The sequence below is a fragment of the Thioclava sp. DLFJ4-1 genome (assembly GCF_002020145.1).
GTDB lineage: Bacteria > Pseudomonadota > Alphaproteobacteria > Rhodobacterales > Rhodobacteraceae > Thioclava > Thioclava sediminum.
In genome coordinates this window covers 40801-63199 of the sequence record NZ_MPZT01000002.1, presented here as the reverse complement: position 1 = coordinate 63199, position 22399 = coordinate 40801, and the positions used below count along the sequence as shown (strand labels likewise).

20 protein-coding genes and 1 tRNA gene are annotated in these 22399 nt (G+C 62.8%); 11 read left to right on the top strand and 10 right to left on the bottom strand.

Annotated features, from left to right (window positions below; all coding sequences use genetic code 11):
* The first annotated feature begins 302 nt into the window (after positions 1-302).
* The 4 genes from BMI85_RS05365 (at position 303) to BMI85_RS05350 (ending at position 2661) form a co-directional block, all read left to right on the top strand.
* Positions 303-491 carry a hypothetical protein gene (locus tag BMI85_RS05365; RefSeq protein WP_172976163.1) on the top strand — a complete coding sequence of 63 codons (189 nt, stop codon included), beginning with the start codon at positions 303-305 and terminating at the stop codon, positions 489-491.
* 271 nt (positions 492-762) lie between these two features.
* Positions 763-1806, top strand: coding sequence for a TRAP transporter substrate-binding protein (locus tag BMI85_RS05360; protein WP_078600004.1), 1044 nt, complete (start codon positions 763-765; stop codon positions 1804-1806).
* A gap of 162 nt (positions 1807-1968) precedes the next feature.
* Complete coding sequence (locus BMI85_RS05355) at positions 1969-2286, top strand: antibiotic biosynthesis monooxygenase (protein WP_078520328.1); 318 nt, start codon at positions 1969-1971, stop codon at positions 2284-2286.
* Between the two features lie 102 nt (positions 2287-2388).
* Positions 2389-2661 (top strand): hypothetical protein, encoded by a 273-nt coding sequence (locus BMI85_RS05350; protein WP_078570063.1) that lies wholly within the window; start codon positions 2389-2391, stop codon positions 2659-2661.
* Positions 2662-2676: 15 nt separating this feature from the next.
* Here BMI85_RS05350 and BMI85_RS05345 read toward each other — a convergent pair whose 3' ends face one another.
* Positions 2677-3129, bottom strand: a complete 453-nt coding sequence (locus tag BMI85_RS05345; protein WP_246831857.1) for a YdcF family protein — start codon at positions 3127-3129, stop codon at positions 2677-2679.
* A gap of 88 nt (positions 3130-3217) precedes the next feature.
* Here BMI85_RS05345 and BMI85_RS05340 point away from each other — a divergent pair, with 88 nt between their 5' ends.
* Positions 3218-3817 (top strand): rhodanese-like domain-containing protein, encoded by a 600-nt coding sequence (locus BMI85_RS05340; RefSeq protein ID WP_078600002.1) that lies wholly within the window; start codon positions 3218-3220, stop codon positions 3815-3817.
* A gap of 3 nt (positions 3818-3820) precedes the next feature.
* On the opposite strand, the gene BMI85_RS05335 is transcribed toward BMI85_RS05340, so the two are convergent.
* Positions 3821-4534, bottom strand: coding sequence for a DUF6782 family putative metallopeptidase (locus BMI85_RS05335; RefSeq protein ID WP_143595001.1), 714 nt, complete (start codon positions 4532-4534; stop codon positions 3821-3823).
* Between the two features lie 41 nt (positions 4535-4575).
* Positions 4576-6759, bottom strand: a complete 2184-nt coding sequence (uvrB, locus tag BMI85_RS05330) for an excinuclease ABC subunit UvrB (RefSeq protein ID WP_078601062.1) — start codon at positions 6757-6759, stop codon at positions 4576-4578.
* Positions 6760-7172: 413 nt separating this feature from the next.
* Here uvrB and BMI85_RS05325 point away from each other — a divergent pair, with 413 nt between their 5' ends.
* Together BMI85_RS05325 and BMI85_RS05320 are read left to right on the top strand one after the other, a co-directional pair.
* Positions 7173-7484 carry an ETC complex I subunit gene (locus tag BMI85_RS05325; protein ID WP_078520323.1) on the top strand — a complete coding sequence of 104 codons (312 nt, stop codon included), beginning with the start codon at positions 7173-7175 and terminating at the stop codon, positions 7482-7484.
* A 356-nt stretch (positions 7485-7840) separates the two neighbouring features.
* Positions 7841-8371, top strand: coding sequence for a hypothetical protein (locus tag BMI85_RS05320; RefSeq protein ID WP_078570066.1), 531 nt, complete (start codon positions 7841-7843; stop codon positions 8369-8371).
* A 70-nt stretch (positions 8372-8441) separates the two neighbouring features.
* Here BMI85_RS05320 and BMI85_RS05315 read toward each other — a convergent pair whose 3' ends face one another.
* The 4 genes from BMI85_RS05315 to BMI85_RS05300 all read right to left on the bottom strand — a co-directional run bounded on the left by BMI85_RS05315 (position 8442) and on the right by BMI85_RS05300 (position 13861).
* Positions 8442-9647 (bottom strand): ABC transporter permease, encoded by a 1206-nt coding sequence (locus BMI85_RS05315; protein ID WP_078520321.1) that lies wholly within the window; start codon positions 9645-9647, stop codon positions 8442-8444.
* Positions 9647-10351 carry an ABC transporter ATP-binding protein gene (locus BMI85_RS05310; protein ID WP_078541903.1) on the bottom strand — a complete coding sequence of 235 codons (705 nt, stop codon included), beginning with the start codon at positions 10349-10351 and terminating at the stop codon, positions 9647-9649. Before BMI85_RS05310 ends, BMI85_RS05315 begins: the two co-directional genes overlap by 1 nt.
* On the bottom strand, positions 10348-11565 hold the full coding sequence (locus BMI85_RS05305; protein ID WP_246832492.1) for an efflux RND transporter periplasmic adaptor subunit: 1218 nt from the start codon (positions 11563-11565) through the stop codon (positions 10348-10350). The genes BMI85_RS05310 and BMI85_RS05305 overlap by 4 nt, the downstream gene beginning before the upstream one ends.
* A 223-nt stretch (positions 11566-11788) precedes the next feature.
* A complete protein-coding gene (locus BMI85_RS05300; RefSeq protein ID WP_078599996.1) occupies positions 11789-13861 on the bottom strand; it encodes a [FeFe] hydrogenase, group A in 2073 nt (690 codons plus the stop codon).
* 159 nt (positions 13862-14020) lie between these two features.
* On the opposite strand from BMI85_RS05300, the gene BMI85_RS05295 reads away from it, so the two are divergent.
* From BMI85_RS05295 to BMI85_RS05280, 4 genes are all read left to right on the top strand, one after another.
* On the top strand, positions 14021-14869 hold the full coding sequence (locus BMI85_RS05295) for a hypothetical protein (protein ID WP_143595000.1): 849 nt from the start codon (positions 14021-14023) through the stop codon (positions 14867-14869).
* Positions 14870-14925: 56 nt separating this feature from the next.
* Positions 14926-15819, top strand: coding sequence for a transglycosylase SLT domain-containing protein (locus BMI85_RS05290; protein ID WP_078599992.1), 894 nt, complete (start codon positions 14926-14928; stop codon positions 15817-15819).
* A 68-nt stretch (positions 15820-15887) separates the two neighbouring features.
* The gene (locus tag BMI85_RS05285; RefSeq protein WP_078599990.1) at positions 15888-16355 is read left to right on the top strand and encodes a GNAT family N-acetyltransferase; all 468 of its coding nucleotides are present in this window, start codon (positions 15888-15890) and stop codon (positions 16353-16355) included.
* Positions 16356-16396: 41 nt separating this feature from the next.
* Positions 16397-16473, top strand: a tRNA-Arg gene (locus BMI85_RS05280).
* A 174-nt stretch (positions 16474-16647) separates the two neighbouring features.
* On the opposite strand, the gene BMI85_RS05275 is transcribed toward BMI85_RS05280, so the two are convergent.
* Genes BMI85_RS05275 through BMI85_RS05265 form a run of 3 tightly spaced genes read right to left on the bottom strand, consistent with a single transcriptional unit; the run spans position 16648 to position 22359 of the window.
* On the bottom strand, positions 16648-18507 hold the full coding sequence (locus tag BMI85_RS05275) for a TniQ family protein (protein WP_168174741.1): 1860 nt from the start codon (positions 18505-18507) through the stop codon (positions 16648-16650).
* A 41-nt stretch (positions 18508-18548) separates the two neighbouring features.
* Positions 18549-19301 (bottom strand): SprT family zinc-dependent metalloprotease, encoded by a 753-nt coding sequence (locus BMI85_RS05270; RefSeq protein ID WP_078599986.1) that lies wholly within the window; start codon positions 19299-19301, stop codon positions 18549-18551.
* Complete coding sequence (locus tag BMI85_RS05265) at positions 19291-22359, bottom strand: type I restriction endonuclease subunit R (RefSeq protein WP_078599984.1); 3069 nt, start codon at positions 22357-22359, stop codon at positions 19291-19293. Before BMI85_RS05265 ends, BMI85_RS05270 begins: the two co-directional genes overlap by 11 nt.
* Between the last annotated feature and the right edge of the window lie 40 nt (positions 22360-22399).

Below are 22399 nucleotides of genomic sequence, written 5' to 3'. Positions count from 1 at the left end.
TTGCCTGTGCTGTGTCGGTGCCTTGATTCCCGGGCGGCGAAATTGCAAGCCGGTTCCGGACAAGTTCTCGTAATTCTTCTCAGAATCCGCGTCGCTCCAGAAGCGCGGAATGGTAGCCTGTGCCGCGTTAGACACGAATTCTGGGCATTTCATGCAAGAAAAGTGCCAAAGTGCAACAGTCTTCGCCTCTGCGTGAATGGGCCGTGTATTTCACTCTTTGCAATCCTGGGAAGCTGTGTAAGTCTCGCCGGGAAGCTGCCAGAAAAGTCCGGCGGCTCCCTACGGTAATGACGGAGATTACTATGAAAAAGATCGCTACCATCGCCCTGGCCCTCGGCCTCACCGGTTCGACCGCTTTTGCTGGCGGCTACACCGCTCCGGTCGTCGAGCCCGAGCCCGTTGTGGTTGAGCAGTCGTCGTCCTCGAACGCCGGCATCATCATCCCGGTTCTGCTGCTGCTCGGCGTTGCTGTCGCAGCCTCGAACAACTAATTTCGGGTAACATCGAATTGGAAGGGGCCGGACGTACGCGTTCCGGCCTTTTTCATTTCCGGAGATACGGGGTAGGGCCTGACGCTCCGGGGACAGGAAAAACCCGCGCTTGGCGCGGGTTTTTCTTTTGCGGGAAGGAGCGGTTTTGCCATGCGTCGAGTGCCGCTGCTGTCGTCGCACGACAGGTCCGTCATCTCGCGAAAAGCAAAACTGGACGTTGGGGGCATCCGCCGGGTAAATCCGCTTTGGACCGCGTGAGAGGGAGACCCGCATGAGCCAGAGATTTACCCGCCGTGAGAGTTTCGCCCTTGCCGCCGGTGCCGCCGCCTTGGCCGCGCCGCCTGTGCTGGCCGCAGAGCCCGAGGTCACGCTGCGCCTGCATCAATTCCTGCCGCTGACCAGCTTCGTGCCCGCCCATATCCTCACCCCTTGGATCAAGGCGGTCGAAGAGGCGTCGCAGGGCCGGGTGCGCATCCAGCATTACCCGTCGATGCAGCTGGGCGGGAAGCCGACCGATCTCGTCGATCAGGTCACTGACGGGGTTGTCGACATCGTCTGGACGCTGCCGGGCTACACGCCGGGGCGGTTTCCGCGCACCGAGGTGATGGAGCTTCCCTTCCTGGTCGCCGAGGCCGAGGCCGCGTCTGCCGCGCTGTGGGAGCTGGCGCAGGCGGAGATGGTCGATACGGATTTCCGCGACATTCACCTGCTGGGCACCTGGGTGCACGGGCCGGGCGTGATCCATGCGAACAAGTCCGTTCGCGCGATTTCCGATTTCGAAGGGCTGAAACTGCGTGGCCCGTCGCGGGTGACGACGAAGCTGCTTGAACATTTCGGCGCGACGGCTGTCGAGATGCCGGTCCCGGCTGTGCCCGAGGCGCTCTCGCACGGGACGATCGACGGGGCGCTTCTGCCTTGGGAGGTCTCGGCCTCGCTGCGGATCGGCGAGCTGGTCCATCACCACACGCAATTCGCTGGCCCCTCGATCTACACGGCGAGCTTCATTCTCGCGATGAACAAGGACCGCTACGCCGCGCTCGACCCCGATCTGCAGGCCGCGATCGACAGCGTCTCGGGCGTTGAGTTTTCGGCGCAGGCGGGACACCTGCAGCAGGCCGAGGATATCCCTTCGCGTCAGGCCGCGATGGATCTGGGCAACGAGATCATCACGATCCCGGCCGAGGATACGTCGATCTGGAAAGACGCCTCGCAGCCGGTGATCGACGCATGGGTTGCCGAGATGGAAGAAAACGGTGTGCCGGGTGAAGAGTTGCTGACCTCTGCCCGCGCCCTGATCGAGAAACATTCGTTCTGAGGATGAGGCGCAGTGAGCTGGTTCGTGGGCGCCGATCTGATCCGCATCGCGCTTATCGTGGCGGTCCCGGCGCTGGCGCTTCTGCCACTCTGACGCAGGTCCGCAAAAGAGCGGTGATTTCTGCGCTCTTCTGTGCGAGCATGATGCCGAGGAGGACCGCCCATGACCGAGATTACCAGCGATTTCAAAGGGCAGACCGTGATCTGCACCTTCGAGATGACGCCCGCCACAGCCGACGAGTTGATGGAGAAGCTGCAAGCCGCCTATTCCGAGGTGATCTCGAAAGCGCCCGGTTTCATCGGCGCGGGCCTGCATATGAACGACGCGCGCACGCGGATCGCGACCTATTCGAAATGGAACGAGCGGGGCGACTATCAAGCGATGCTGCGCAGTCCCGAGATGATCTCGCGCAACCGCGTGATCTACACGCTGTGCCGCAATTTCGAGCCGGTGATGTACGAGGTCTCGGCCGATTTCTGACGGGCGGGCGTGCGGATTGCTGCGCTGCCGAAATAGGCGCGTGAGGAGGGAACTTCAGGGCGCGCCTCGCGTTGATGTGAAAAGACATATCGGAGTGACATCATGGAAAGCGTTCTGCAAGCTATCGGCACGGTCGGCCTGATCCTTCTCGTGCTCGCAGGTCTTCTGGCGGGCTGGATCGCGAGCGTCGTCTCGGGTGGGCGTCACAAGGCCGCCTATCTGGCGATCGGTGTGGTCGGCGCCCTCATCACCCCCTTCATCGTCGCCCTTCTGGGCGGGGCGGTGCTTGCGGCGGGCGGTCTGCTTGCGATCATCGCTATCGCGCTTGTCGGTGCGGTTATTGTGCTGGTCATCGGCAAGATGATCCTCGACTGACGCAAGGCACGCGCCTCAGGGCAAAGGCCCGCCGCGCGCCAGCCACCATCCCAGCTTCAGGTAGGCGAACCCTTCACGGGCGCGGGCCTTCGCGCTCGCCCGATGCGGCGGGCAGTCCGCGCGCGCCCGTAGCCCCATCTGCCGCGCGATCATCACCGCGCGCGGCGCGTGATAGGGGTCAGTGACGATGATCACCTCGTCGCTCTCCAGATGCGCCCGGGCGAAGCCGATATTCTCGTAAGTAGTGGTCGAGCGGTCCTCGAGCGTGATCGCCCCGTCGTCGACGCCTTCCGCGCGCAGGATCCGGGCCATCACTTCGGCCTCGCTCGGCGGATGCCGCCCGACACCTCCGCAACAGATCACCCGCTCCGCCGCGCCGGAATGCCAGAGCGATGCCGCGTGACGGGTGCGCCGCAGCAATGTGGGCGAGGGGGCTTCTTGCGCCCAAACCGCTGCACCAAGGATCAAAATCGCTCTCATTTCGTTGAGCTAAAGGTCCACACTGCCGGCGACAAGGCTGGCAGTCGTGTTATGATCACGAAAAAGGGAGGTTAACATGCGTTTCATTTTTCTTGCCGCGCTTCTGGCTGCCGCGCCTGTTATTGTCGAGCCCGCTTTCGCCGAGCCGGTCAATATTCGCCCTGACGTCATGTCCGTCACGGTCGACACTGCCAACGGACCGGTCGAGATCAAGCGGATTCAGGATAACGAGAACAAGCTGGAAGGCGATTGGGCCAAGACCTCGCGCCCCTGTCCGAGCTTCTGCATCCAGCCGATGATCCCGGCCCCCGGCGTGACCCCGGTTGGGGAGCTGGAAATGATGGAATTTCTCAAGGATCCCAACGTGGTTGTCATCGACGGGCGGGTGACCCGCGACTTCGAGGGCGGCGCGATCCCCGGTGCGATCAATATTCCCTATATGGAAGCCCCCGACCGTCTGGGCGAGCTTGGCTGTCAGCCTGATTTCGAGGGCTTCATCTGCGATGGCGAGGACGTGAAATCGGTCGCGCTTTACTGCAACGGCCCGTGGTGCGGCCAGTCGCCCACCGCCGCCCGCCGCATGATCGAAGCCGGTTTTCCGGCGGAAAAGATCTATTACTACCGCGGCGGGATGCAGCAGTGGCGGCTGCTGGGGCTGACGGTCAGCGGGGGCTGAACCTCAGTCTCCGGGCTCTGTGCAAGGGTAGGCTTCGCCATCGGGTAGCCGGCAAAGCGCGTCGAAGAAGCTGCTGGAAAGCCGATCATAGCTGAGCATTCTGTGTTCCCGGTCGCGGGACTCGAGATAATCGCTGCACGACGCGAGGTAGTATAGCTCGCGTCGTGCATCTTTCGCGTACCACTGGGTGAAAGCGGCGCTGGCCGCGCTGATGAGATCGTCCGAGCGGCCCATTTCTGTCTCGAAGGCTGCGGCGATATCGTCCTGCATCGGCCATCCTGCAAGCGCGTCCCAGGCGTCGGGCATCCCGGCTTCGCGCAGATCCCAAGCCACAGCGAGGCTGAAGGTCGTCGCGTCCGCCTCCATCGCGAAGATCGCGCGGGCATTTTCCTTCATCGACAGGTTCGGATCGGGACAGGAACCGTGGAATTTCTGCTCCAGATGGCGCAATTCGTGAATCAGAACTGCCTTTTGCAGGGCGGGTGCCATGTCGGTGGCGATCACGAGCCGGGAGGAGCGCGGCTCGAAATATCCCCGCGCATCGTGCAGCGTGTCGGCGAGACACAGCTCGCCAGCGTCTTGAAAGAGCGCGACATGCAGGCTCGGCCAGCGGTCGAGGGCGGGACGCAGCTGTGTGACGAGCGCAGCGATTTCGGGTGGCTTATCGAAGGGTGGGGCGGCACAAGTGAGGATCTGGGCGTGCGCCGGTCCGGTCATCACACCGAGCCAGGCGCTCAGGGCAATGTGCCGGGCGAGCCTCACCGCCCCTTCTTCCGCTTAACACCCCCGCGCTGACCCGGCCGTCCGGCAGTCGACCGGCCCTGCGCCTTGACCGCGGCCTCGCTGGCCGCCTCTACCGCCGATTGCCGCGCGAGCGGGTCGTCGTGGACGGCGAGGTCCACCGCCTCCAGACGTTTCACCTCGTCGCGCAGGCGGGCGGCTTCCTCGAATTCCAGATCCTCGGCCGCCTTGCGCATCTTCGCGCGCATGTCGTCGAGATGCGCCTGCAGGTTCGCACCGGGCTTGACCGCATCGACCTTGGCGGTGACGCGCGACATGTCGGTGTCGCCCTGATAGAGACCGGCCAGAACGTCATCGACATTCTTCTTGATCGTCTCGGGCGTGATACCGTGTTCCTCATTATAGGCGATCTGCTTGGCGCGGCGGCGATCGGTTTCGTCCATCGCGCGCTGCATCGAGCCGGTGATCCTGTCTGCATACATGATGACGCGGCCTTCGGAGTTCCGCGCGGCGCGACCGATGGTCTGGATCAGCGAGGTTTCCGAACGCAGGAAGCCCTCCTTGTCGGCATCGAGGATCGCGACGAGCCCACATTCGGGAATGTCCAAACCCTCGCGCAGAAGGTTGATCCCGATCAGCACGTCGAAAGCCCCGAGCCGCAGGTCGCGCAGGATCTCGATCCGCTCGATCGTGTCGATGTCGGAGTGCATGTAGCGCACGCGAACGCCCTGTTCGTGAAGGTATTCGGTCAGATCCTCGGCCATGCGTTTTGTGAGCGTGGTGACGAGTGTGCGATAGCCGCGCGCGGCGACGGTGCGGATCTCATCGAGCACATCGTCCACCTGCGTCTCGACCGGGCGGATCTCCACGACCGGGTCCAAGAGGCCCGTGGGGCGAATGACCTGTTCGGTGAAGACGCCGCCGGTCTGTTCCAGCTCCCACGCGGCGGGTGTGGCCGAGACGAAGACCGATTGCGGGCGCATCGCGTCCCATTCCTCGAATTTGAGCGGGCGGTTATCCATGCAGGACGGCAGGCGGAAGCCGTGTTCGGCCAGGGTAAACTTGCGCCGATAGTCCCCGCGATACATGCCGCCGATCTGCGGCACGGTGACGTGGCTCTCATCGGCGAAGACGATCGCGTTGTCGGGGATGAACTCGAAGAGGGTGGGCGGCGGCTCGCCGGGTGCACGACCCGTGAGATAGCGCGAGTAGTTCTCGATCCCGTTGCAGACGCCGGTCGCTTCCAGCATCTCCAGATCGAAATTCGTGCGCTGTTCGAGGCGCTGCGCCTCCAGCAGCTTGCCTTCCTCTTCCATCTGCTTCAGCCGGAGCGCCAGCTCCTTGCGGATGCCCTTCGCGGCTTGCTGCAGGGTCGGGCGCGGCGTGACGTAGTGGCTGTTCGCATAGATGCGGATTTGGTCGAAACTGTCGGTCTTCGCCCCGGTCAGCGGGTCGAATTCGGTGATTGCCTCCAGCTCTTCACCGAAGAAGGAGAACCGCCAGGCGCGGTCCTCCAAGTGGGCGGGCCACAGATCGACCGTGTCGCCCTTCACGCGGAACGCGCCGCGCTGGAAGGCCGCATCGAGTCGCTTGTATTGCTGCGCCACCAGTTCGTTGATGAATTTGCGTTGCTCGATCAGATCGCCGGTCTTGAGGTCCTGCGTCATCGCCGAATAGGTCTCGACCGAGCCGATACCATAGATGCACGAGACCGAGGCCACGATGATCACGTCGTCACGCTCCAGAAGCGCCCGGGTGGCCGAGTGGCGCATCCGGTCGATCTGCTCGTTGATCTGCGATTCCTTCTCGATATAGGTGTCCGAGCGCGGCACGTAGGCTTCGGGCTGGTAGTAGTCGTAGTAGGAGACGAAATATTCCACCGAGTTGTCGGGGAAGAAGCTCTTGAACTCACCGTAGAGCTGCGCGGCCAGCGTCTTGTTCGGCGCGAGGATGATCGCGGGGCGTTGGGTTTCCTCGATCACCTTGGCCATGGTGAAGGTCTTGCCCGTGCCGGTCGCGCCCAGCAGCACCTGATCGCGTTCTTGCCCCTCGACGCCGGAGGACAGTTCCGCAATCGCGGTCGGCTGGTCGCCGGCCGGGTTGAACTGAGTCTGCATCACGAACCGCTTGCCGCCTTCCAGCTTGGGGCGGGTGAGCACGTCGGGGCGTTCGGAGGGCAGATTGGTATTGTTGTGAGGCATCGCGCAGACCTTTTGCTTGCCCCCCAAAGTTGTCCTCTTTTCGTTCGCATTCAAGGGTTTGCGAAAGGCGTTACAGAAGGCTTAACGCAGAGTTTCGAATTGTCTATATTTAACAGTGGCTTGCGTCTCCGTTTGGCTTGAATTCATGGCGGGGCGCGCGCATCTTGCCTTTTGCAAGCAGCATCAGACTGCCGGCCGGCGCACCACCCCCACCTCTTGCTCCCCAGCCGGTCGGCAGTTCCTCAACTTACGGGTGCTCCCGGTATCCTCCCGGCACGGCGGGCGGCGGCGTCATCGAAGGGTCCGGCATGTCATGCACGATCGCCGCGCATCTTTCGGCTTTGCGCTCCGGGGCTTGCGATTTGGCTCAGATGCACTAAGAAAAGTCAGAGGTATCGCAGAGGAGTTTGCCCATGCGCGCGCGCATCTACCAACCCGCCCGCAACGCCATGCAATCGGGCACCGCGAAGACGCGGTTCTGGTATCTCGACTATGTCGCCTCCGACGCGCGTGAGATCGACCCGCTGATGGGCTGGACCAGCTCCAACGACACGCAGGCCCAAGTGCGGCTGCGCTTTGAGACCCGCGAGGCCGCCGAAGCCTATGCCAAGGAAAAGGGCATAGATTACGTCGTGACGGAGCCGCATAAGCGCGCCCCGAATGTCCGTGCCCGCGGCTATGGCGAGAACTTCGCGACCGACCGCCGCGCGAACTGGACGCACTGAATACCTGCGCCAGCGGCGAAAGCTGTCCCGGCTAAGGGGGAGCTTTTCCGCACCGCGACCCCGCGCATTCCACGTGAATGAAGCTGGCGCGTCAGGCTGCGTTTCGGTTTCCTCCAGCTTTCCAACCTGTGCCACCGACGGTCTCGCGCAGGTTCGAACGTGGTTCGAATCTCTGACATAACTCCGTGTTCCGGCCCAAGAGCCCGTCGCTTTGTTCCTTGGCATTATCGCGCTCACGATTTTCGACGTTTGAGCAGAGTTTTTCCGAGCCTGCTCGCGCTCAGGAACGGTGATCTTTCTGCAGTGTTCTCTGTCTGCCGGCTGACGGTCGGCGCATGAAATGCAAGGAGAACACTATGACCTACACCATCAAGTCGATCGCTCTCGCAGGTATTCTGGCCACTGCCGCGCCCGTTGCGGCCCTGGCTCAGGCTGACGTCTCCACCGGAACGGACGCTGGCGCATCGGTCTCGGCGCAGGCTGCAGGCGCTGATGTCGGCGCAAGCGCGGATATGGGCGCATCGACGGACGCCGCAACGACTGCGGGCTCGAATGGTGGAATGGGCCAAGATGGGTCGGTGAAGACCTATGGTCAGCTCGTCGCGGACCTTCAGGCCAATGGCGCTGCGTCCACCGACCAGTTCGCCGATTATGAAGTGGGAACCGATGGCGAAGCCAAGATCGTCGCTCTGTCCGATCTGAAGGGTAAAGGCGCCGAGAATGGCTCCGCGGCTCTCGAGAACGCAATGGGCGCTGACGTGGATGCCGATTACAGCCAGCTTCCGTCCAGCGTCTTCGACGGCACCGACTACACGCCCGAGGATGTCGCTGCCGCGTATATCAACGCCGAAGGCAATCTGATCGTCGTGGTCGACAACAACGCCTGATCACCTTCGACGATACATGATCCCGAAGCCCCCTGTCCTCCGCGGCAGGGGGCTTTTTTGTGCCTGACATCTACTGATAATGCAGCGCATCGATCGGATCGAGCCGGGCCGCCCGCCGCGCAGGAAAGTAGCCGAAGACCATACCCACCACGGCGGAGAAGCCGAAGGCGAGGGCGATGACGTTCAGGCTGGGCGAGAAGGGGATCGCCATGATCTGCGCCGCGACATAGGCGAGGCCGAGGCCGAAGAGAATCCCGATGATCCCGCCCAGAACCGACAGCACCACCGCCTCGACCAGAAACTGCATCAAAACCTGATGCGCCTGCGCGCCGACCGAGAGGCGGATGCCGATCTCGCGGGTGCGCTCGGTCACCGAGACGAGCATGATGTTCATGATGCCGATCCCGCCCACGAGCAGGCTGACCGCCGCGACGGAGGAGAGCAGGCCGGTAAGAACCGAATTGACCGAATTCAGCATCGAACTCAGCTCGGCCATGTCGAAGACCGAGAAGTCGTCGTCTTCGCCGATGGCGATGCGGCGGCGCTCGCGCATCAGGGCCTCGATATCGGAGGTGGCCCGCTCGACAGAGGCCGTTCGGGCCACCTGAAGCGAAATCGAAGAGACGTCCTGACTGCCCATCAGCCGCCTTTGCACCGTTCGGACCGGCATCAGCACGAGGTCGTCCTGATCCTGCCCGAAGGACCCGGCGCCCTTGGATTTCAGCACGCCGATCACCTCGCAGGAGATCGACTTGATGCGGATCTTCTCGCCGGTCGGATCGGTCGCGCCGAACAGGGTTGTCCGCACGGTTTCGCCAATGATGCAAAGATTGGCGCCGCTGCGGTCCTCGGCCGGGGTGAAGCTGCGCCCGAGCGCGATCGTCCAGCCTCCGATCTCGAGATAGGGCGACGTCGTGCCGGTGATCGATGTCGTGCGATTGTTGTTGCCGAAGACCGCCGTGGCTGCGGTCGAGACGACAGGCGCGACGGCCGAGAGGCTGCTCAGGTCCTCCAGCGCTTCTGCATCCGAAAGCTTGAAGGGCGGGGCGGTATCGCGCGATCCGGGCCCCATCATCCGCGCCCCCGAGCGCAGGACCAGCACATTCGTGCCGAGCGATTCCACATTGGCCGAGACCTGCTCGGAGGAGCCTTGCCCGACGGTCACCATCGCGATGACGGCGGCGACCCCGATCACCACGCCCAGCACGGTGAGAAAGGACCGAAGCGCGTTGCGGATGATCGCGGTCAGCGCGAGGCGGATGGTTTCCCAAAGCATCACAGCGCTCCTTCGTGCATCTTCTCGTCGCGCACGACGCGACCGTCGGTGAAGACGACGAGGCGGGAGGCATAGGCGGCCATGTCCTCCTCATGCGTGACCATCACGATGGTCAGCCCGGACTCGCGGTTGAGATCCTGCATCAGGTTCATGATCTCGACGCTGCGTTTGGTGTCGAGATTGCCCGTGGGCTCGTCGGCGAGCATCACCATCGGCTCTCCCGCCAGCGCCCGCGCGATGGCGACGCGTTGCTGCTGACCGCCCGAGAGCTGCGACGGCGTGTGATCCTCGCGCCCCTCGAGCCCGACCCGCGCCAGAGCCTGACGGGCCCGCGCCACACGTTCGGCCTTGCGCATCCCCTTGTAGATCAGGGGAAGTTCGACATTTTCCAGCGCGGTGGTGCGTGGCAGCAGGTTGTAGCCCTGAAAGACGAAGCCGAGGTAATGCCGGCGCAGAAGCGCGCGTTGATCGCGGTTCAGGGTCGCGACCTCGACACCGTTGAACAGGTAGTTCCCCGCGGTCGGTCGGTCGAGACAGCCGATGATGTTCATCGCGGTCGATTTTCCCGACCCCGAGGGCCCCATGATCGCAAGGAATTCCCCCGGTTCGACGCGAAGGTCGACGCCATCGAGGGCGCGCACGAGGGTTTCGTCGTGGCCATAGTGGCGCTCGATCCCGCGCAGCTCGAGAAGCGGCTCACTCATCGCGATGCATCCCGCTGATCGGTGATGACCTGATCGCCGACAGCCAGATCGCCCGCGGTGACGATCGTGAACTTGCCGTTCGTCGCGCCCGGCGTGACCGCCACTTCGACGGGGGTGCCGTCGCGAAGAACCCAGACGGATTTCCCGCTCGCGGTGCCGCTCTCCGAACTCGGTCGGCTCGGCATCACGAGGCCGACGAGCCCGCTCGCGCCATTGCCCGCATCTTCGACCTCTTGCGGGGGCGCGTAGCGCAGCGCCGCATTCGGGATCAGCAGCGCGTCCTTGGCCTCGTCCACGGTGATCGTCGCCGTCGCGGTCATGCCGGGGCGCAGGAGAAGATCGGCATTGTCGACCGCCAGCACGCCCTTGTAGGTCACGACATCGTCTGTGGTCTCGGGGGCATAGCGCACCTGGGTGATCGTCGCCGGGAAGGAGCGACCGGAATAGGCGTCGACGGTGAATGTCGCGTCATTGCCGACCGCGACCTGACCGATATCCGCCTCGTCGATATCGACCAGCAACTGCATCCGGCGCAGGTCCTCGGCCAGCGTGAACAGGGTGGGCGCGGACAGCGAGGCGGCCACGATTTGACCGGCCGAGACATTGCGGTCCAGAACGACGCCATTGATCGGGGAGCGGATGACCGATTTCTCCAGATCGTCCTTCTCCAAGGCAAGGTTCGCCTCGGCCAACGTCAGCGACGCTTTCGCGGCCTGAACGGCCGCCACGGCGCGATCGCGCTGCGCGATATAGGTAACGAAGGTGCTATGGGTCGAAACCCCGCGCCGGTCCAGTTCGGCTTGTGTCTCATAAAGCGCCGTCGCTTCCTTCTGGGTGGCTTCGGCCTGTGCGAGCTGCGCCTTGGCGGCGGCAAGCGCGGCTTCGGCATTGGCGACCTGCGCCTTGAATTTCGTGTCGTCGAGCCGCGCGAGGACCTGACCCACTTTGACCTCGTCGTTATAGTCGACATCGATGCTATCGAGCGTGCCCGACAGCTCCGAGGAGACTTCGACTTCCGTCGTGGGCTGCACCGTGCCGGTCGCGGTGACCGTGACGGTCAGATCCCCGCGCGTGACCTCTTGCGTCACATAGCTCGTGCCCGTGGTGTCGCCGGTAGGGGCGAGCCAGAGCCACGCGCCTATCGCGATCACGACAGCACCCGCGCCGAAAGCCCAGAGCCGCCAAGGGCGTCCACTCTTCGCAGTGGACAGCATTTTTTCGATTTCGTCGCGGCTCTGGCTTGGCATCGTTCATCCGTTCCGGTGTCTCTTCCCGCAGGGCAGGGCAGGTATACTACGCGCCGGAGCATGAACCCCGTCGCCCGCTATGGCTTTGCTCTAGAACAAGAAAGGAAAAAGAAACGCGCTTGTGATCGTCGGAATGATGAATTTGTGACCTGTCTTCGCCCTCTGCGCGGAAAGCCTGCGCAGGAGAGTGTCAAAGGACGGTGCGCGTGAGGGACTGGATCACCGTCTGAGAATAGCCGTCAGCTTCCACGGTGCTCAGCTCCATCTCGAAGCGGCTGCGGCTCCCGTCGGGGGCGAGGACCGTGAGATCGTCGATATCCGAGGCGCGCTCCATCTGGTGGCGCGCATATTTCGTGCCGCGCAGGTTCGGCGGCAGCTTCGCGTTGATGAGCCCCGCGATCTCGTCCGCGCCGGTCAGCACGCCGAAAGGAGAGGCGGTCGACCAGACCCCATCGGCATGAAACAGTTTAGCGGCCGCCGCACCGTCGCGCCGGTCCACGCAATCCAGAAAGCGCATCAGCAGCGAGCGCGCGGAATGTCTGGCGGCGTAATGGGTGTGGAGCAGGCGATGAGCGGTCGGGGAGTTCGGCGCGCCCAGTTCCGAGGCATAAAGCGCCTGCACATCCGCATTCTCATAGGAGCGGCGGCGCGGCGCCTTCGCATCCACGCTGTAGATCGCCTTGGCGCGTTTTTGCAAAATATGCGGGTCCATGGATTTCGGCTCGCCGCCGCCGCCGAGGCAGCCGCCGACGCAGGCCATGACTTCGACCGCGACATAGTCGTCGCGCCAGGTCTCGTCTTCCAGCATGCGCTGGGCCGACGCGATCCCGTTGCACACGGCCACGGTGCCGACGCCGGGAATGGTTGCGGTTTTCACGCCCTCACGGACGCCGCGCAGCGCCTCCCATTCCAGCGGCAGATCGTGCTCGACCCCTTTGAAATGTGCAGCCGTGCGGACCATCGCCTCCATGACCCCGCCGGAGGCGCCGAATATCTGGGCGGCCCCGGTGCTCTCGCCCAGCGGGCTGTCAAATTGCCCGTCCTCGGAGAGCGCCCCGAACGGGATGCCCCGCGACCGGATCATCCGCGCCAGTTCTCGGGTAGTGAGCACATGATCCACGTCGCCGGAGACGCCGGGGCGCTGGGCCTCGTCCTTCTTGGCGGTGCAGGGCATCACGCTCACGACATAGGGCTCGGCTTTGCCGTCCGCGAAATCGGGCCCGAGCGCGCGCGCAAAGCGGCCCCGTTTCGCAATCGCGCCATGCATCTGCTGGGGAGATTTGGTCGTGCTCAGATGCGGCAGAAGATCGGGGCGGTTCAACTCGACCCAATTCACCCAACCCGGACAGCAGGAGGTGAACAGCGGCAGCTCCGTCCCGGCCTCGAGCCGCGACAGCAGTTCGGTGCCTTCCTCCATGATCGTCAGATCGGCGGCGAAATTGGTGTCGAACACGTAGTCGAACCCCAGAAGCCGCAGCGCGTTGATCAAGCGCCCCGTGCTGACGGTGCCCGGCTCCAGCCCGAATTCCTCACTGATGGCGATGCGGGTCGCCGGGGCCACCTGAACCACGGAGACGCGCCGATGGGCGTCGAGCGTGCGCAGCACCGCGTGCCAATGCGGCGCCTCGATCAGCGCGCCGACAGGGCAGACAAGCGTGCACTGGCCGCAGGAGATGCAATTGGTCTGCGACAGCGGCACGTCAAAGACCGTGACAGGGCGGCGGTCAAATCCGCGATTGGCGAACCCGATGACATTCTGGTTCTGCACGCTGTCGCCGCAGACCTCCGCACACAACCCGCATTCGATGCATTTCGACAGATCGCGCCAGATGCTGGGGGAGGTGTGATCGGTCGCGAGCTCTTCCGAGGCGGCAGGCGCCCCGGCGGGCATCTTCGGCCAACGCTCCTCCCACTGGTTCTCATGGACGAGACGCTGGAGCTGGCACGCCCCGTTCACCTCGCAGCGCATGCAGTCATTGGGGTGGCGCGCGAGCAGCCATTGGGCATCGGCTTTCCGAAAGGCCGCCAGCGCCTCGGTGTCCGTCGCCACGACATCGCCCTCCTTCGCCAGAGTGCGGCAGGCCGGTTGCGGATTGTGGGTGCCCTCGATCTCCACGAGGCACATGCGGCACACGGCATGGGCGGGCAGGCCGGGGTAATAGCAGAGCGTCGGGATATGGATGCCAGCCAGCTTCGCCGCTTCCAGCAAGCTGGTGCCCTCGTCGACTTCGACCTGCCGTCCGTTGATCGTAAGCGTGATCATGCGAAGGGACCTCCCATCGTCGCAGTATAGCAGAGGCATGGCTCGCGGCAGAAGTCCCGCCTTCGGCCCGCCCGTAGTCGCGTCCTTTCCAGCAGTTTCCCAATTTTCGGGCCAGCTGTGCTACACTGAAAGCCGATGGTGCTCGAAAGGACGACGTAAATGGCCCGAGCCACCCGGATATTTCAGCCCGCCTCACACTGGGGTCTCGGCAGCTACTGGCAGGGCGACTGCCCGCCTTGGATCGCGCTCGTCGTAGTGCTGATCGGTGGGCGGTTGGCTGTCGCCGAGCTGTGGCAAGCCATGTCGTCGCCGCTCTCGATGCCGCTTTTCGCGTTGCTGTTCCTCGCGGATATGACATTGGCGCTGTGGCAGCTGGTGGGCGCGTGGCGCAGCCTGTCGCACTGGATCGACGCGCAGGCGCGGGGCCATGTGCTGATCGCTGGACGCGTGGCGGTGGTGGCGGTCACAGTGGTGACGGTGGCCCATGCGCTCGATCAGGCCGCGCGGCAGACCACTGCCCTGGCGCCGATCGCCTATGCCGGGCCGCAGCCGCTGGAGGTGCGCAACGGCGTCGCTTATCTGACCGGCGATGTCGGCTACGATCTTCTGGCGCGGTTCGAGGCAACCCCGGCGACGGGCGTCTCGGCGGTCGATCTCGACAGTGCCGGCGGGCAGGTCTTCGCCGCGCGGGCGCTGGCGCAACGCGTGCTAGCGCGGGGGCTGAGCACGCAGGTGACGAAACGCTGCTATTCCGCCTGCACGCTGATCTTCATGGCGGGTGCGCATCGCGATCTCGGCCCTGAGGGCACGCTGGGCTTTCACGGCTATAGCCTGGAAGCCTATCCGCTGCCGATAGACGTCGCGAAAGAGGAGGCGATCGACCGGGCCTTCCTGCGCGATCGGGGCGTGAGTGCCAGCTTCTCCACGCGTGCCTTCGCGACACCGCATCGCGATATCTGGCGCCCGGACCGTGAAGTGCTGGCCGCCGCAGGTGTGCTGCGCGACTAAGGCTCGGCCTCGACGTCGCTCTGGCGCCATGCCGGAATTCCCGCTAATTTTCAGTGATGAAAACCCTTCTTTCAGCCCTGTTTTTCTGTGTCCTCGCGGGGGCGCTGAACGCGCAGCCTGCGCGGGCGATGATCGGGCCTCCGGCGCCCGATCTGCGCTGCACCGAGGACGGGCGCCGCTGCATCGGGCTGAAAAACTATTTCGCCGATACCTGCGGGCTTATCGAAAACGCGGCGCAGGAGGCAGGGATCGATCCGGGCTATTTCGCACGGCTTCTCTGGCGCGAAAGCCGGTTTGATCCGGCCGCGATCAGCCCGGCGGGTGCGCAGGGGATCGCGCAGTTCATGCCCGGCACGGCGCGGCTGCGCGCGCTTGCCGACCCGTTCAACCCGGCCGAAGCGATCGAAGCCTCGGCGCGCTATCTGGCCGAGATGGCGACGCGCTTCGGCAATCCCGGCCTCGCGGCGATCGGCTATAACGGCGGCGAGGACCGTGCGGCGGGGTTCATCGCGAAGAGCGGCGGGCTTGCGGGCGAGACCCGCGCCTATGTGCGCGCAATCACTGGCCATTCCGCGGAGGATTGGCGCGACGCCCCGCCCGAGGCGGTGGATTTCCGGCTCGATGGGAAGACGCCTTTCCTTGCGGCCTGCACCAAATTGGCGAAGGGCAGGGCGATCCGGGAGTTCCGCGATCCGGTCCCGCCCTGGGGCGTGATCGTGGCCGCCGGGCGCACCCAGAGATCGGCTGAGGTGTTCGGCAAACGGGCCGCCGCGCGTCATTCCGGCGCGATTGGTGACGCCAGGCTGCGTTTCGTGCGCGCGGTGATGCCGGGCTTCGGGCGGCGCGCGCAATACACGGCGCAAGTCCCGGCAGGTTCGCGCAAGGAGGCGCTGGCGACCTGCGAGAAAATCCGCGGACAGGGCGGCTTCTGCAAAGTCATTCGCAACTAAGGCGTTTTCGCGCTGGAGGCTCGCGCGCGCCGCGCCTAATCTGCCGCCGACACGGATGAGGACGCCCCATGGAAGACACGATCGAAATCGCGCGCGAGACCCCGCTGGGCGCGGATCTTGCAGAGCTTCACGCCCGCCACACGGCGGCGATGCACGAAGATACGCCGCCCGAGTCGATCCATATGCTGCCGCCAGATGCGCTGGCTGCGCCCGGCATTTCCTTCTTCGTGATGCGGCAGGCGGGGCGCCCGGTGGGCATGGGCGCGCTGAAGCGCATCGCGCCCGATGAGGGCGAGATCAAATCGATGCATATCCTCTCCGAGATGCGCGGGCAGGGGCTCGCGCGGCGGATGCTTGAGCAGCTGATCGCGGCGGCGCGCGACGAAGGGATGGCGCGGCTCTATCTCGAGACCGGATCGCAGGACTCCTTCGCACCCGCGCGCCAGCTTTACCTGCGCGCGGGCTTTGCGGAATGCGGGCCCTATGTCGGCTATCAGCCCGATCCGAATTCCGTCTTCCTGATGCGCGCGATCTGAACTTGCACCACGCGCCCCGATCGCGCATTTAGGGGCCAAGCGGTCCCTTAGCTCAACTGGATAGAGCAGCTGACTTCTAATCAGCAGGTTCGGGGTTCGAGTCCTCGAGGGATCGCCAAAATCCTCGCTGCCAATGAGGCATAAGCTTGCGAAAAATCGGCGTTTCTTGCGCATCCCCTGTCAAGAGGTGTTTCGCGTTGCGCGGCAAAATTAGGTTAACGCCTTGATTTGGAAAGCGAGATTCTTTGGGGGCTAAGGGGGCGTCGATCGCTCATTTGCGCCTTCTAGCGCACTAGCGCCTCGGATGGGTCGCAGCCCAATCGGGCAGGACCGCGACCATCTCTTTGCGAAGGTAGATGCGCCCAAATTCATGGCCGTCTGCGCTGAAGGGCGTGATGTCATGGTCTTTTAAAAGCGCCCGAATGGTATTCCTATGCAAGCCGATTTCTGCGGCGATCGTGTTTGGTGTGACGAATCTCTCATGAAACGCCGCAATTTCGGCTTCGGTCATCCGCAATTGGTTTTGCCTGGTGCTTGGGTTGCGCACCAGATGTGCAGGGCAGTGCCCGGCCTCAGCGAAACGCGTGAAGGTGCCGTGATCCCGAATGCCAATTGATCGGCCGAAGGCTGCGATCGAGATCGAGCCGTCCCGCCACTTTTTAGTAGCTCGCGGGACGTGATTTTTCATTGCCTTTATTTCGTTCCGCGAGACGCAGATGCCATGATAGCCAGGTTCTCCATCGCGAAGTCCGACACTAAGCGCCCCGCTCCGAATGCCCGAAAGAATCTGGCTCACCGGAATACCGGTGTATGTGCTGGCTAACTGGATGGTGCTCCAGCCTCGCACTCCGTCAGGGATTGAGCCGCCCTTCCGGCGGAGATTCTCTACAAAACGTATACCCTCGGATGCGAGCCAAGGCGTCTTGAAACCGGCGATCCGCGTAACAGGTGACAGCTCCCCGAGCTCCACCAAAGCCCGGAACTCCGAGCGGGTCGCACCCATCGCATTCTGCATCTCCATCGGGCCCGCCAGTTGAGGGATCATGGCGATGAGCCCAGCATATTCTTTTGCATCGAAAGTCTTGCGCACCCGGGGCCTGGGATCATCGGACCTGACCGCTCCGGCCTCAATCAACAGCGCTTCGATGACAGCGGGACCGACACCGGTCTGCACCGATGCGCTCGTCACCGAATGGAGGCGTCGTTCCGCGAGAGCTTCTCCCAATACTATCTCACCGCTCCCCGCAGCCCAGTTTTCAAGAATGCAGGCACGGAGAATCTCGCGGAACTCGGCAAACTGGGGATCTTTCGCGTAGTCACGGCTAAGCTTCTCGTGAAGAGAACCAAAGGTTTTGCTTGGACCAAATTGGGTGCTGTCGCAGTGATCGGCGAGTTGATTGAGAGCATCCCGAAAGCTTCTCTCGCCATTTCGTAGTGCGTCGAAACCAAGTTGGTGCGGATCTTGTTCCGCTTGTCCAGGAAGCCGTTGCAAACAGGCCCCGAGAAGGCGGCACATGGTGGTCGCTGCATAGAGTGAATGTCTGGCCAGCCAAGTAGCGTCGGTTCCGTTCTCAAAACGTGCATCGAGCCATTGATCATATTCCGTTACCTCGCGCCTCGGCTGAGAGAAATCTCCTGCGAGGAGCGCTGGTAAGATTTCTTGGAGCCTTGAGCCGATGTCGTATCGGGCTGACGGCGAATTGGCCCGCCACAGTGGCACCAGATCGGCTCCGTGCCGAACGCAGCGGACGGTTTCCTTTAACTGCCAATCGCCACGCATGACCATTGCCTCGAAAGGTGATCCGTCACCGGCTGCCGCATCCTCCGCGAGACACAACGGACACCCCCGGACCGCCGGATTGCGTAGAGAGCGTGATCCGACAAGCTCGCCGCGGAACTCTTGTTGAATGTCTCCTGCGCCTACGCCTGTCCAGGAGAGGAGATCGGCAAATTCCGTGTCCGTGAGCCTGCTCCATATGCGCAACTGTTCCAAGGCTTCTGGATCTTGCGTCACCACGCGTTTCAACGAAACGCCCATGTCCAAGGCGAGGTTTTTGGCACTAACCCCTTTCGATGCAGCAAGTCGTGAGACAAACGACGGCAGTGTTTCCCGATGAGCCGGGCGGAGACGTTCAGGAAGCCAGTGGGGCATTGCTTTCCTTGAGCATTTGGTCGTTGAAACTCTATTGGGCTTTAAGGGCGGTGAGTGCCGATTTGTTCGCTGGTCGCGTCGGTCCATGCAGACAGTGGAAGAGCATTCAGCTCGTTGCGGATATTTCTCCAGCGCGGCAGCGCATTATCAAGAACCGCACGGAATTTCTCGTCGTGTCTTGGCGAGATAAGGTGCGCCAGCTCATGCACGATGACATAGTCGATCATCCTCATCGGCTTCTTGGCGAGATCGGAGTTCAGCCAAATAATTCCTTTGTGCGGGTTGCAGCTGCCCCATTTGGTTCGCATCGGTCGAATGCCCCATTTCGAGGTGCGCACACCGAGACGCGTCTCCCAGGTTTCAAGACGAGGAGTCGCCTGTTTTCTCAGCTCTGATTTTTGCCAGGCCTCCATCCAACGACGCATTTGTCCCAAGGTGCTTTCAACAGGCACGCGGAATAGCAGACGATCGTTTCCCAATCTGGAAATCCGATGGACTTTCTTATCCCATCGTTCGACTTCCAATCTGAGTGGCCTGCCAAACAAGAAATGCGTCTCGCCAGAGACGAAGCGGCGTTCGGTCTGACGTTCCTGCTTGAGAAAGGCGGCCTGTTTGCGCTTGATCCAAGACATACGTGTCAGGACCGCAAGTCGGATCGCATCAGGGCTCAAGTTTTCCGGGGCTGCAACCCTTACGCGCCCGTCGGGGGGGTAGCAGCCAATATGCAGGTTCTTGATCTTCTTGCGCACGATCTCGACGCGAACGCCGCCGATCTGCGAGCACTCAATATTCACTTTGGTTTTTCAGGATCTCCAAGATCCTCTCCACTGTCTCTGGGTCGTCCAGAACCTGTTCAAGGCAGCGTCGGACCTTCCGTTCCTTCATGGCGTTGCCCCGCCAGCCGAAGGGCGCCGTTTCACGAACGGCCTTATCGACTTCGAGGGTCATCGTTTCGTCGCCTTCCAGGTTATCGTAAAGAGCCTTTCGGCCAGCGCTGTCGATTGTGCTGGGATACTCGTTGCCATGGCCAGCTTTCGCATCGCGAACCAGGGCCGCGATCCGCTCGAGGTATTCAGCGTATGCGATGGCTTCGTCGCGCCGCTGCCGTATCAGATCGGTTAGAAGCTCGGACATCTTTTCATAGAACCGCGGATTGACCGGGGTCTCTTCGATGATCAGCTTGCGCACGTTGTTCTCGATCGCTTCGGCCACGTTGTCGCGCTTTCGCTTAGACATGGCGGGCAAGTCGTTTACGGCATCGGCGCCTTTGCTTTCGACAAGGTCGATCAGGCTGATGTCATCGAGATGCGAAATAACCTCGGAGTCGTCAGCCCGAATGTAGTTGTCGATCAGATGGCGCATTGCAGGTTCGAAGAGCTTCATGTCCACCGCATCGCCGCTGTGAAGACGCACGGCATCCCTGATCCCAATAGCCTGCTCTACCTCGCGGCGGATTTCATCGAGTTCCAGATCGTTGAACGCAGATCCTTCGGGCTCGGCTGCAATATTGGCATAGGCTCGCGCGAAGCGACCGGAGATCTTGTATAGGGCTTGGCGTCGACGTGCCTTCTCCTCGGAATCCGGATCCTGGTCGATGCCCTGCGGGCTCGAGAAATAGGCGTAGATCTCGTCGTCGGACTTCGGCTGCTCGACGCCATCCATCAGACTCAGCCACGCATCGCGAGCGGTCCGCAAATCCTGGTCCGCCTGTTCGGCGCGGTCGGTGATCAGCCCCTCCACATCCTCCTTGTCGAAGGCGTCGAAAGCCTCTGAGGTATAGTCATCCACCGCACTCTCGATGTTTCGGAACAGGTCCTTGTAATCAACGATATAGCCGAAGTCCTTGTCGTCCCCGTCGAGGCGGTTCACGCGGCAGATGGCCTGGAATAGACCATGATCCCGCATTTGCTTGTCGATGTAGATGTAGGTGGCCGTCGGGGCATCGAAGCCGGTCAGAAGGCGGCTGACGACGATCAGCAATTTCATTCGCCCCGGTTCTTTCTTGAAGAGCCGCAGCGCCTCTTCCTCGTAATCCTCTTCCGACGTGTCACCAAGGAGGTCGGTATAAACCCGGTGAACATACTGCTTTTCGGTTTCGCCCATCCCGGTCTCTTCACCGGTAATCTCGGGCGCCGCGCGCTTGTAGGAGGTCACGATGGCGCACTTGTCGGCCAGCACAGACCCGGATTTGGAAAATATCTCGAAGAATTTGCAGGCTTCGGGGATCGAGCCGGCAACCAGCATGGCGTTGCCCATACCAGCCTTGAGGCGCGGCTTCATCTCCATGTCGAGGATGATGTCGTTGGCGATCTGATCCAGCCGCGACCGGCTCGATAGCACCCGTTGCAGCGTTCCCCAACGTTGCTTCAGCGTCGCCTTGGCGACGGGCGTCAGCCCTTTCGTCTTCGCTTCGAACCAAGCGTCGATCTTGCCGGGAGCAGTGATCCGCTGATCAATGTCACGCGCCTCGTAACGCAGGTCCAGCACCACGCCATCTTCGACAGCCTCGTCGAAGCGATAGGGTTTGCCGATATAGGGACCGAAGGTCTCGAGCGAGGTTTCCTTGTCGGAACGCAGCAGCGGCGTGCCGGTGAAGCCGATGAACATGGCAGAGGGCAGGACCTGACGCATGGCGCGGGCCAGCTTGCCTGATTGCGTGCGATGCGCCTCGTCGATGAAAACGTAGAAGTCGCCCACTGGCGCCCCAATCTGCGATGCCTGAATTTCCGAGATCATCTCGGCCAGTTCGCTCTCTTCGCGCTTGCCAAACTTATGGACCAGCGAGCAGACGACGCGGTCTGTCGGATCGGCCAGTGCCGCCATCAGATCATTGCCGGATCGTGCGCATCGCACCTTGTCGCCGGTGTCGCCGAACACGTCCTGGATCTGACCGTCCAGTTCCTTCCGGTCGGTGACGATCAGGATGCGAGCGTCCGGCAGGGCCTCCCTGATCCAGCGCGCCAGCATCACCATGATCAGGCTCTTGCCTGACCCTTGGGTCTGCCAGATGATACCGCCCTGATGGGCGCCAACGCGGTCCTGCGCGGCCTTCACCGCGAGATACTGATTGGGGCGAGCGATCTTCTTGAAGCCAGCGTCGAACAAGGTGAAGTCGTGGATCAGCTCCAGGAACCGCGCGGGCGCCATCATTTGCGTCACGTCACGGTCGAGCGGCGCGGTGATGCTGCTCTCTTCCTTCCAGGCCAGCCAATAGGGTTGCGGCGTCTGGATCGCGGCATAGCGCAGCCCCTCGCTGTCATTCCCGGCAAATGTGATCTGCACCGTGGTGAAGAAGTGCCGGATGAATTCGGGCCGCTGGTTGTCTAGGGTCTGGCGGATGCCTTCCCCCACACCCACGGTGGATTTCTTCAGCTCCACCACGCCAAGTGCGATGCCGTTGACATAGAGCACCAGATCGGGCCGTTTGTTCCAAGCCTTGGCGTCGCGGCCCTTGATCGAGACCTCTTCGGCCACGCCCATGTCATTGGCGCCCACATCGCCCCAGTCGACGAAGCGCACGGTGACGGGGGCCTCGCCCGGGCCGGGGGCGATGGCCACGCCATAGCGGAGCATGTCGTAGAAGCTCTGGTTGGCCTCGTAGAGCTTGGTGCCCTCCATCCGCGCCTCGCGTTCGAGGCGTGTGATGGACTGGGTGATGACCTCGGGCGCATAGCCGCGCGCTTCCAGCCAGGGCCGCAGAAGCGAGGGCTCGATATTGGCGTTGCCGTCGCGCTTTTGCCAGTCGCCGAGATAGCGCCAGCCGAGGCCGCCGCGCTTGCCGGATTTGTCCCCACACAGCAGGTCGATGACCCGGTTCTGGGCCTTGCGTTCCGCCTCGCCGATCTTGCTCATTGGGCACTCCGTTCTGGAAAAATCACTTTTGGTGAAATGT

What these genes read in the sequence shown, in the direction of transcription:
- BMI85_RS05365 (WP_172976163.1), top strand. Translation starts at nt 303, where the DNA reads ATGAAAAAGATCGCTACCATCGCCCTGGCCCTCGGCCTCACCGGTTCG.
- BMI85_RS05360 (WP_078600004.1), top strand. Translation starts at nt 763, where the DNA reads ATGAGCCAGAGATTTACCCGCCGTGAGAGTTTCGCCCTTGCCGCCGGT.
- BMI85_RS05355 (WP_078520328.1), top strand. Translation starts at nt 1,969, where the DNA reads ATGACCGAGATTACCAGCGATTTCAAAGGGCAGACCGTGATCTGCACC.
- BMI85_RS05350 (WP_078570063.1), top strand. Translation starts at nt 2,389, where the DNA reads ATGGAAAGCGTTCTGCAAGCTATCGGCACGGTCGGCCTGATCCTTCTC.
- BMI85_RS05340 (WP_078600002.1), top strand. Translation starts at nt 3,218, where the DNA reads ATGCGTTTCATTTTTCTTGCCGCGCTTCTGGCTGCCGCGCCTGTTATT.
- BMI85_RS05335 (WP_143595001.1), bottom strand. Translation starts at nt 4,534, where the DNA reads ATGACCGGACCGGCGCACGCCCAGATCCTCACTTGTGCCGCCCCACCC.
- uvrB (WP_078601062.1), bottom strand. Translation starts at nt 6,759, where the DNA reads ATGCCTCACAACAATACCAATCTGCCCTCCGAACGCCCCGACGTGCTC.
- BMI85_RS05325 (WP_078520323.1), top strand. Translation starts at nt 7,173, where the DNA reads ATGCGCGCGCGCATCTACCAACCCGCCCGCAACGCCATGCAATCGGGC.
- BMI85_RS05320 (WP_078570066.1), top strand. Translation starts at nt 7,841, where the DNA reads ATGACCTACACCATCAAGTCGATCGCTCTCGCAGGTATTCTGGCCACT.
- BMI85_RS05315 (WP_078520321.1), bottom strand. Translation starts at nt 9,647, where the DNA reads ATGCTTTGGGAAACCATCCGCCTCGCGCTGACCGCGATCATCCGCAAC.
- BMI85_RS05310 (WP_078541903.1), bottom strand. Translation starts at nt 10,351, where the DNA reads ATGAGTGAGCCGCTTCTCGAGCTGCGCGGGATCGAGCGCCACTATGGC.
- BMI85_RS05305 (WP_246832492.1), bottom strand. Translation starts at nt 11,565, where the DNA reads ATGCTGTCCACTGCGAAGAGTGGACGCCCTTGGCGGCTCTGGGCTTTC.
- BMI85_RS05300 (WP_078599996.1), bottom strand. Translation starts at nt 13,861, where the DNA reads ATGATCACGCTTACGATCAACGGACGGCAGGTCGAAGTCGACGAGGGC.
- BMI85_RS05295 (WP_143595000.1), top strand. Translation starts at nt 14,021, where the DNA reads ATGGCCCGAGCCACCCGGATATTTCAGCCCGCCTCACACTGGGGTCTC.
- BMI85_RS05290 (WP_078599992.1), top strand. Translation starts at nt 14,926, where the DNA reads ATGAAAACCCTTCTTTCAGCCCTGTTTTTCTGTGTCCTCGCGGGGGCG.
- BMI85_RS05285 (WP_078599990.1), top strand. Translation starts at nt 15,888, where the DNA reads ATGGAAGACACGATCGAAATCGCGCGCGAGACCCCGCTGGGCGCGGAT.
- BMI85_RS05275 (WP_168174741.1), bottom strand. Translation starts at nt 18,507, where the DNA reads ATGCCCCACTGGCTTCCTGAACGTCTCCGCCCGGCTCATCGGGAAACA.
- BMI85_RS05265 (WP_078599984.1), bottom strand. Translation starts at nt 22,359, where the DNA reads ATGAGCAAGATCGGCGAGGCGGAACGCAAGGCCCAGAACCGGGTCATC.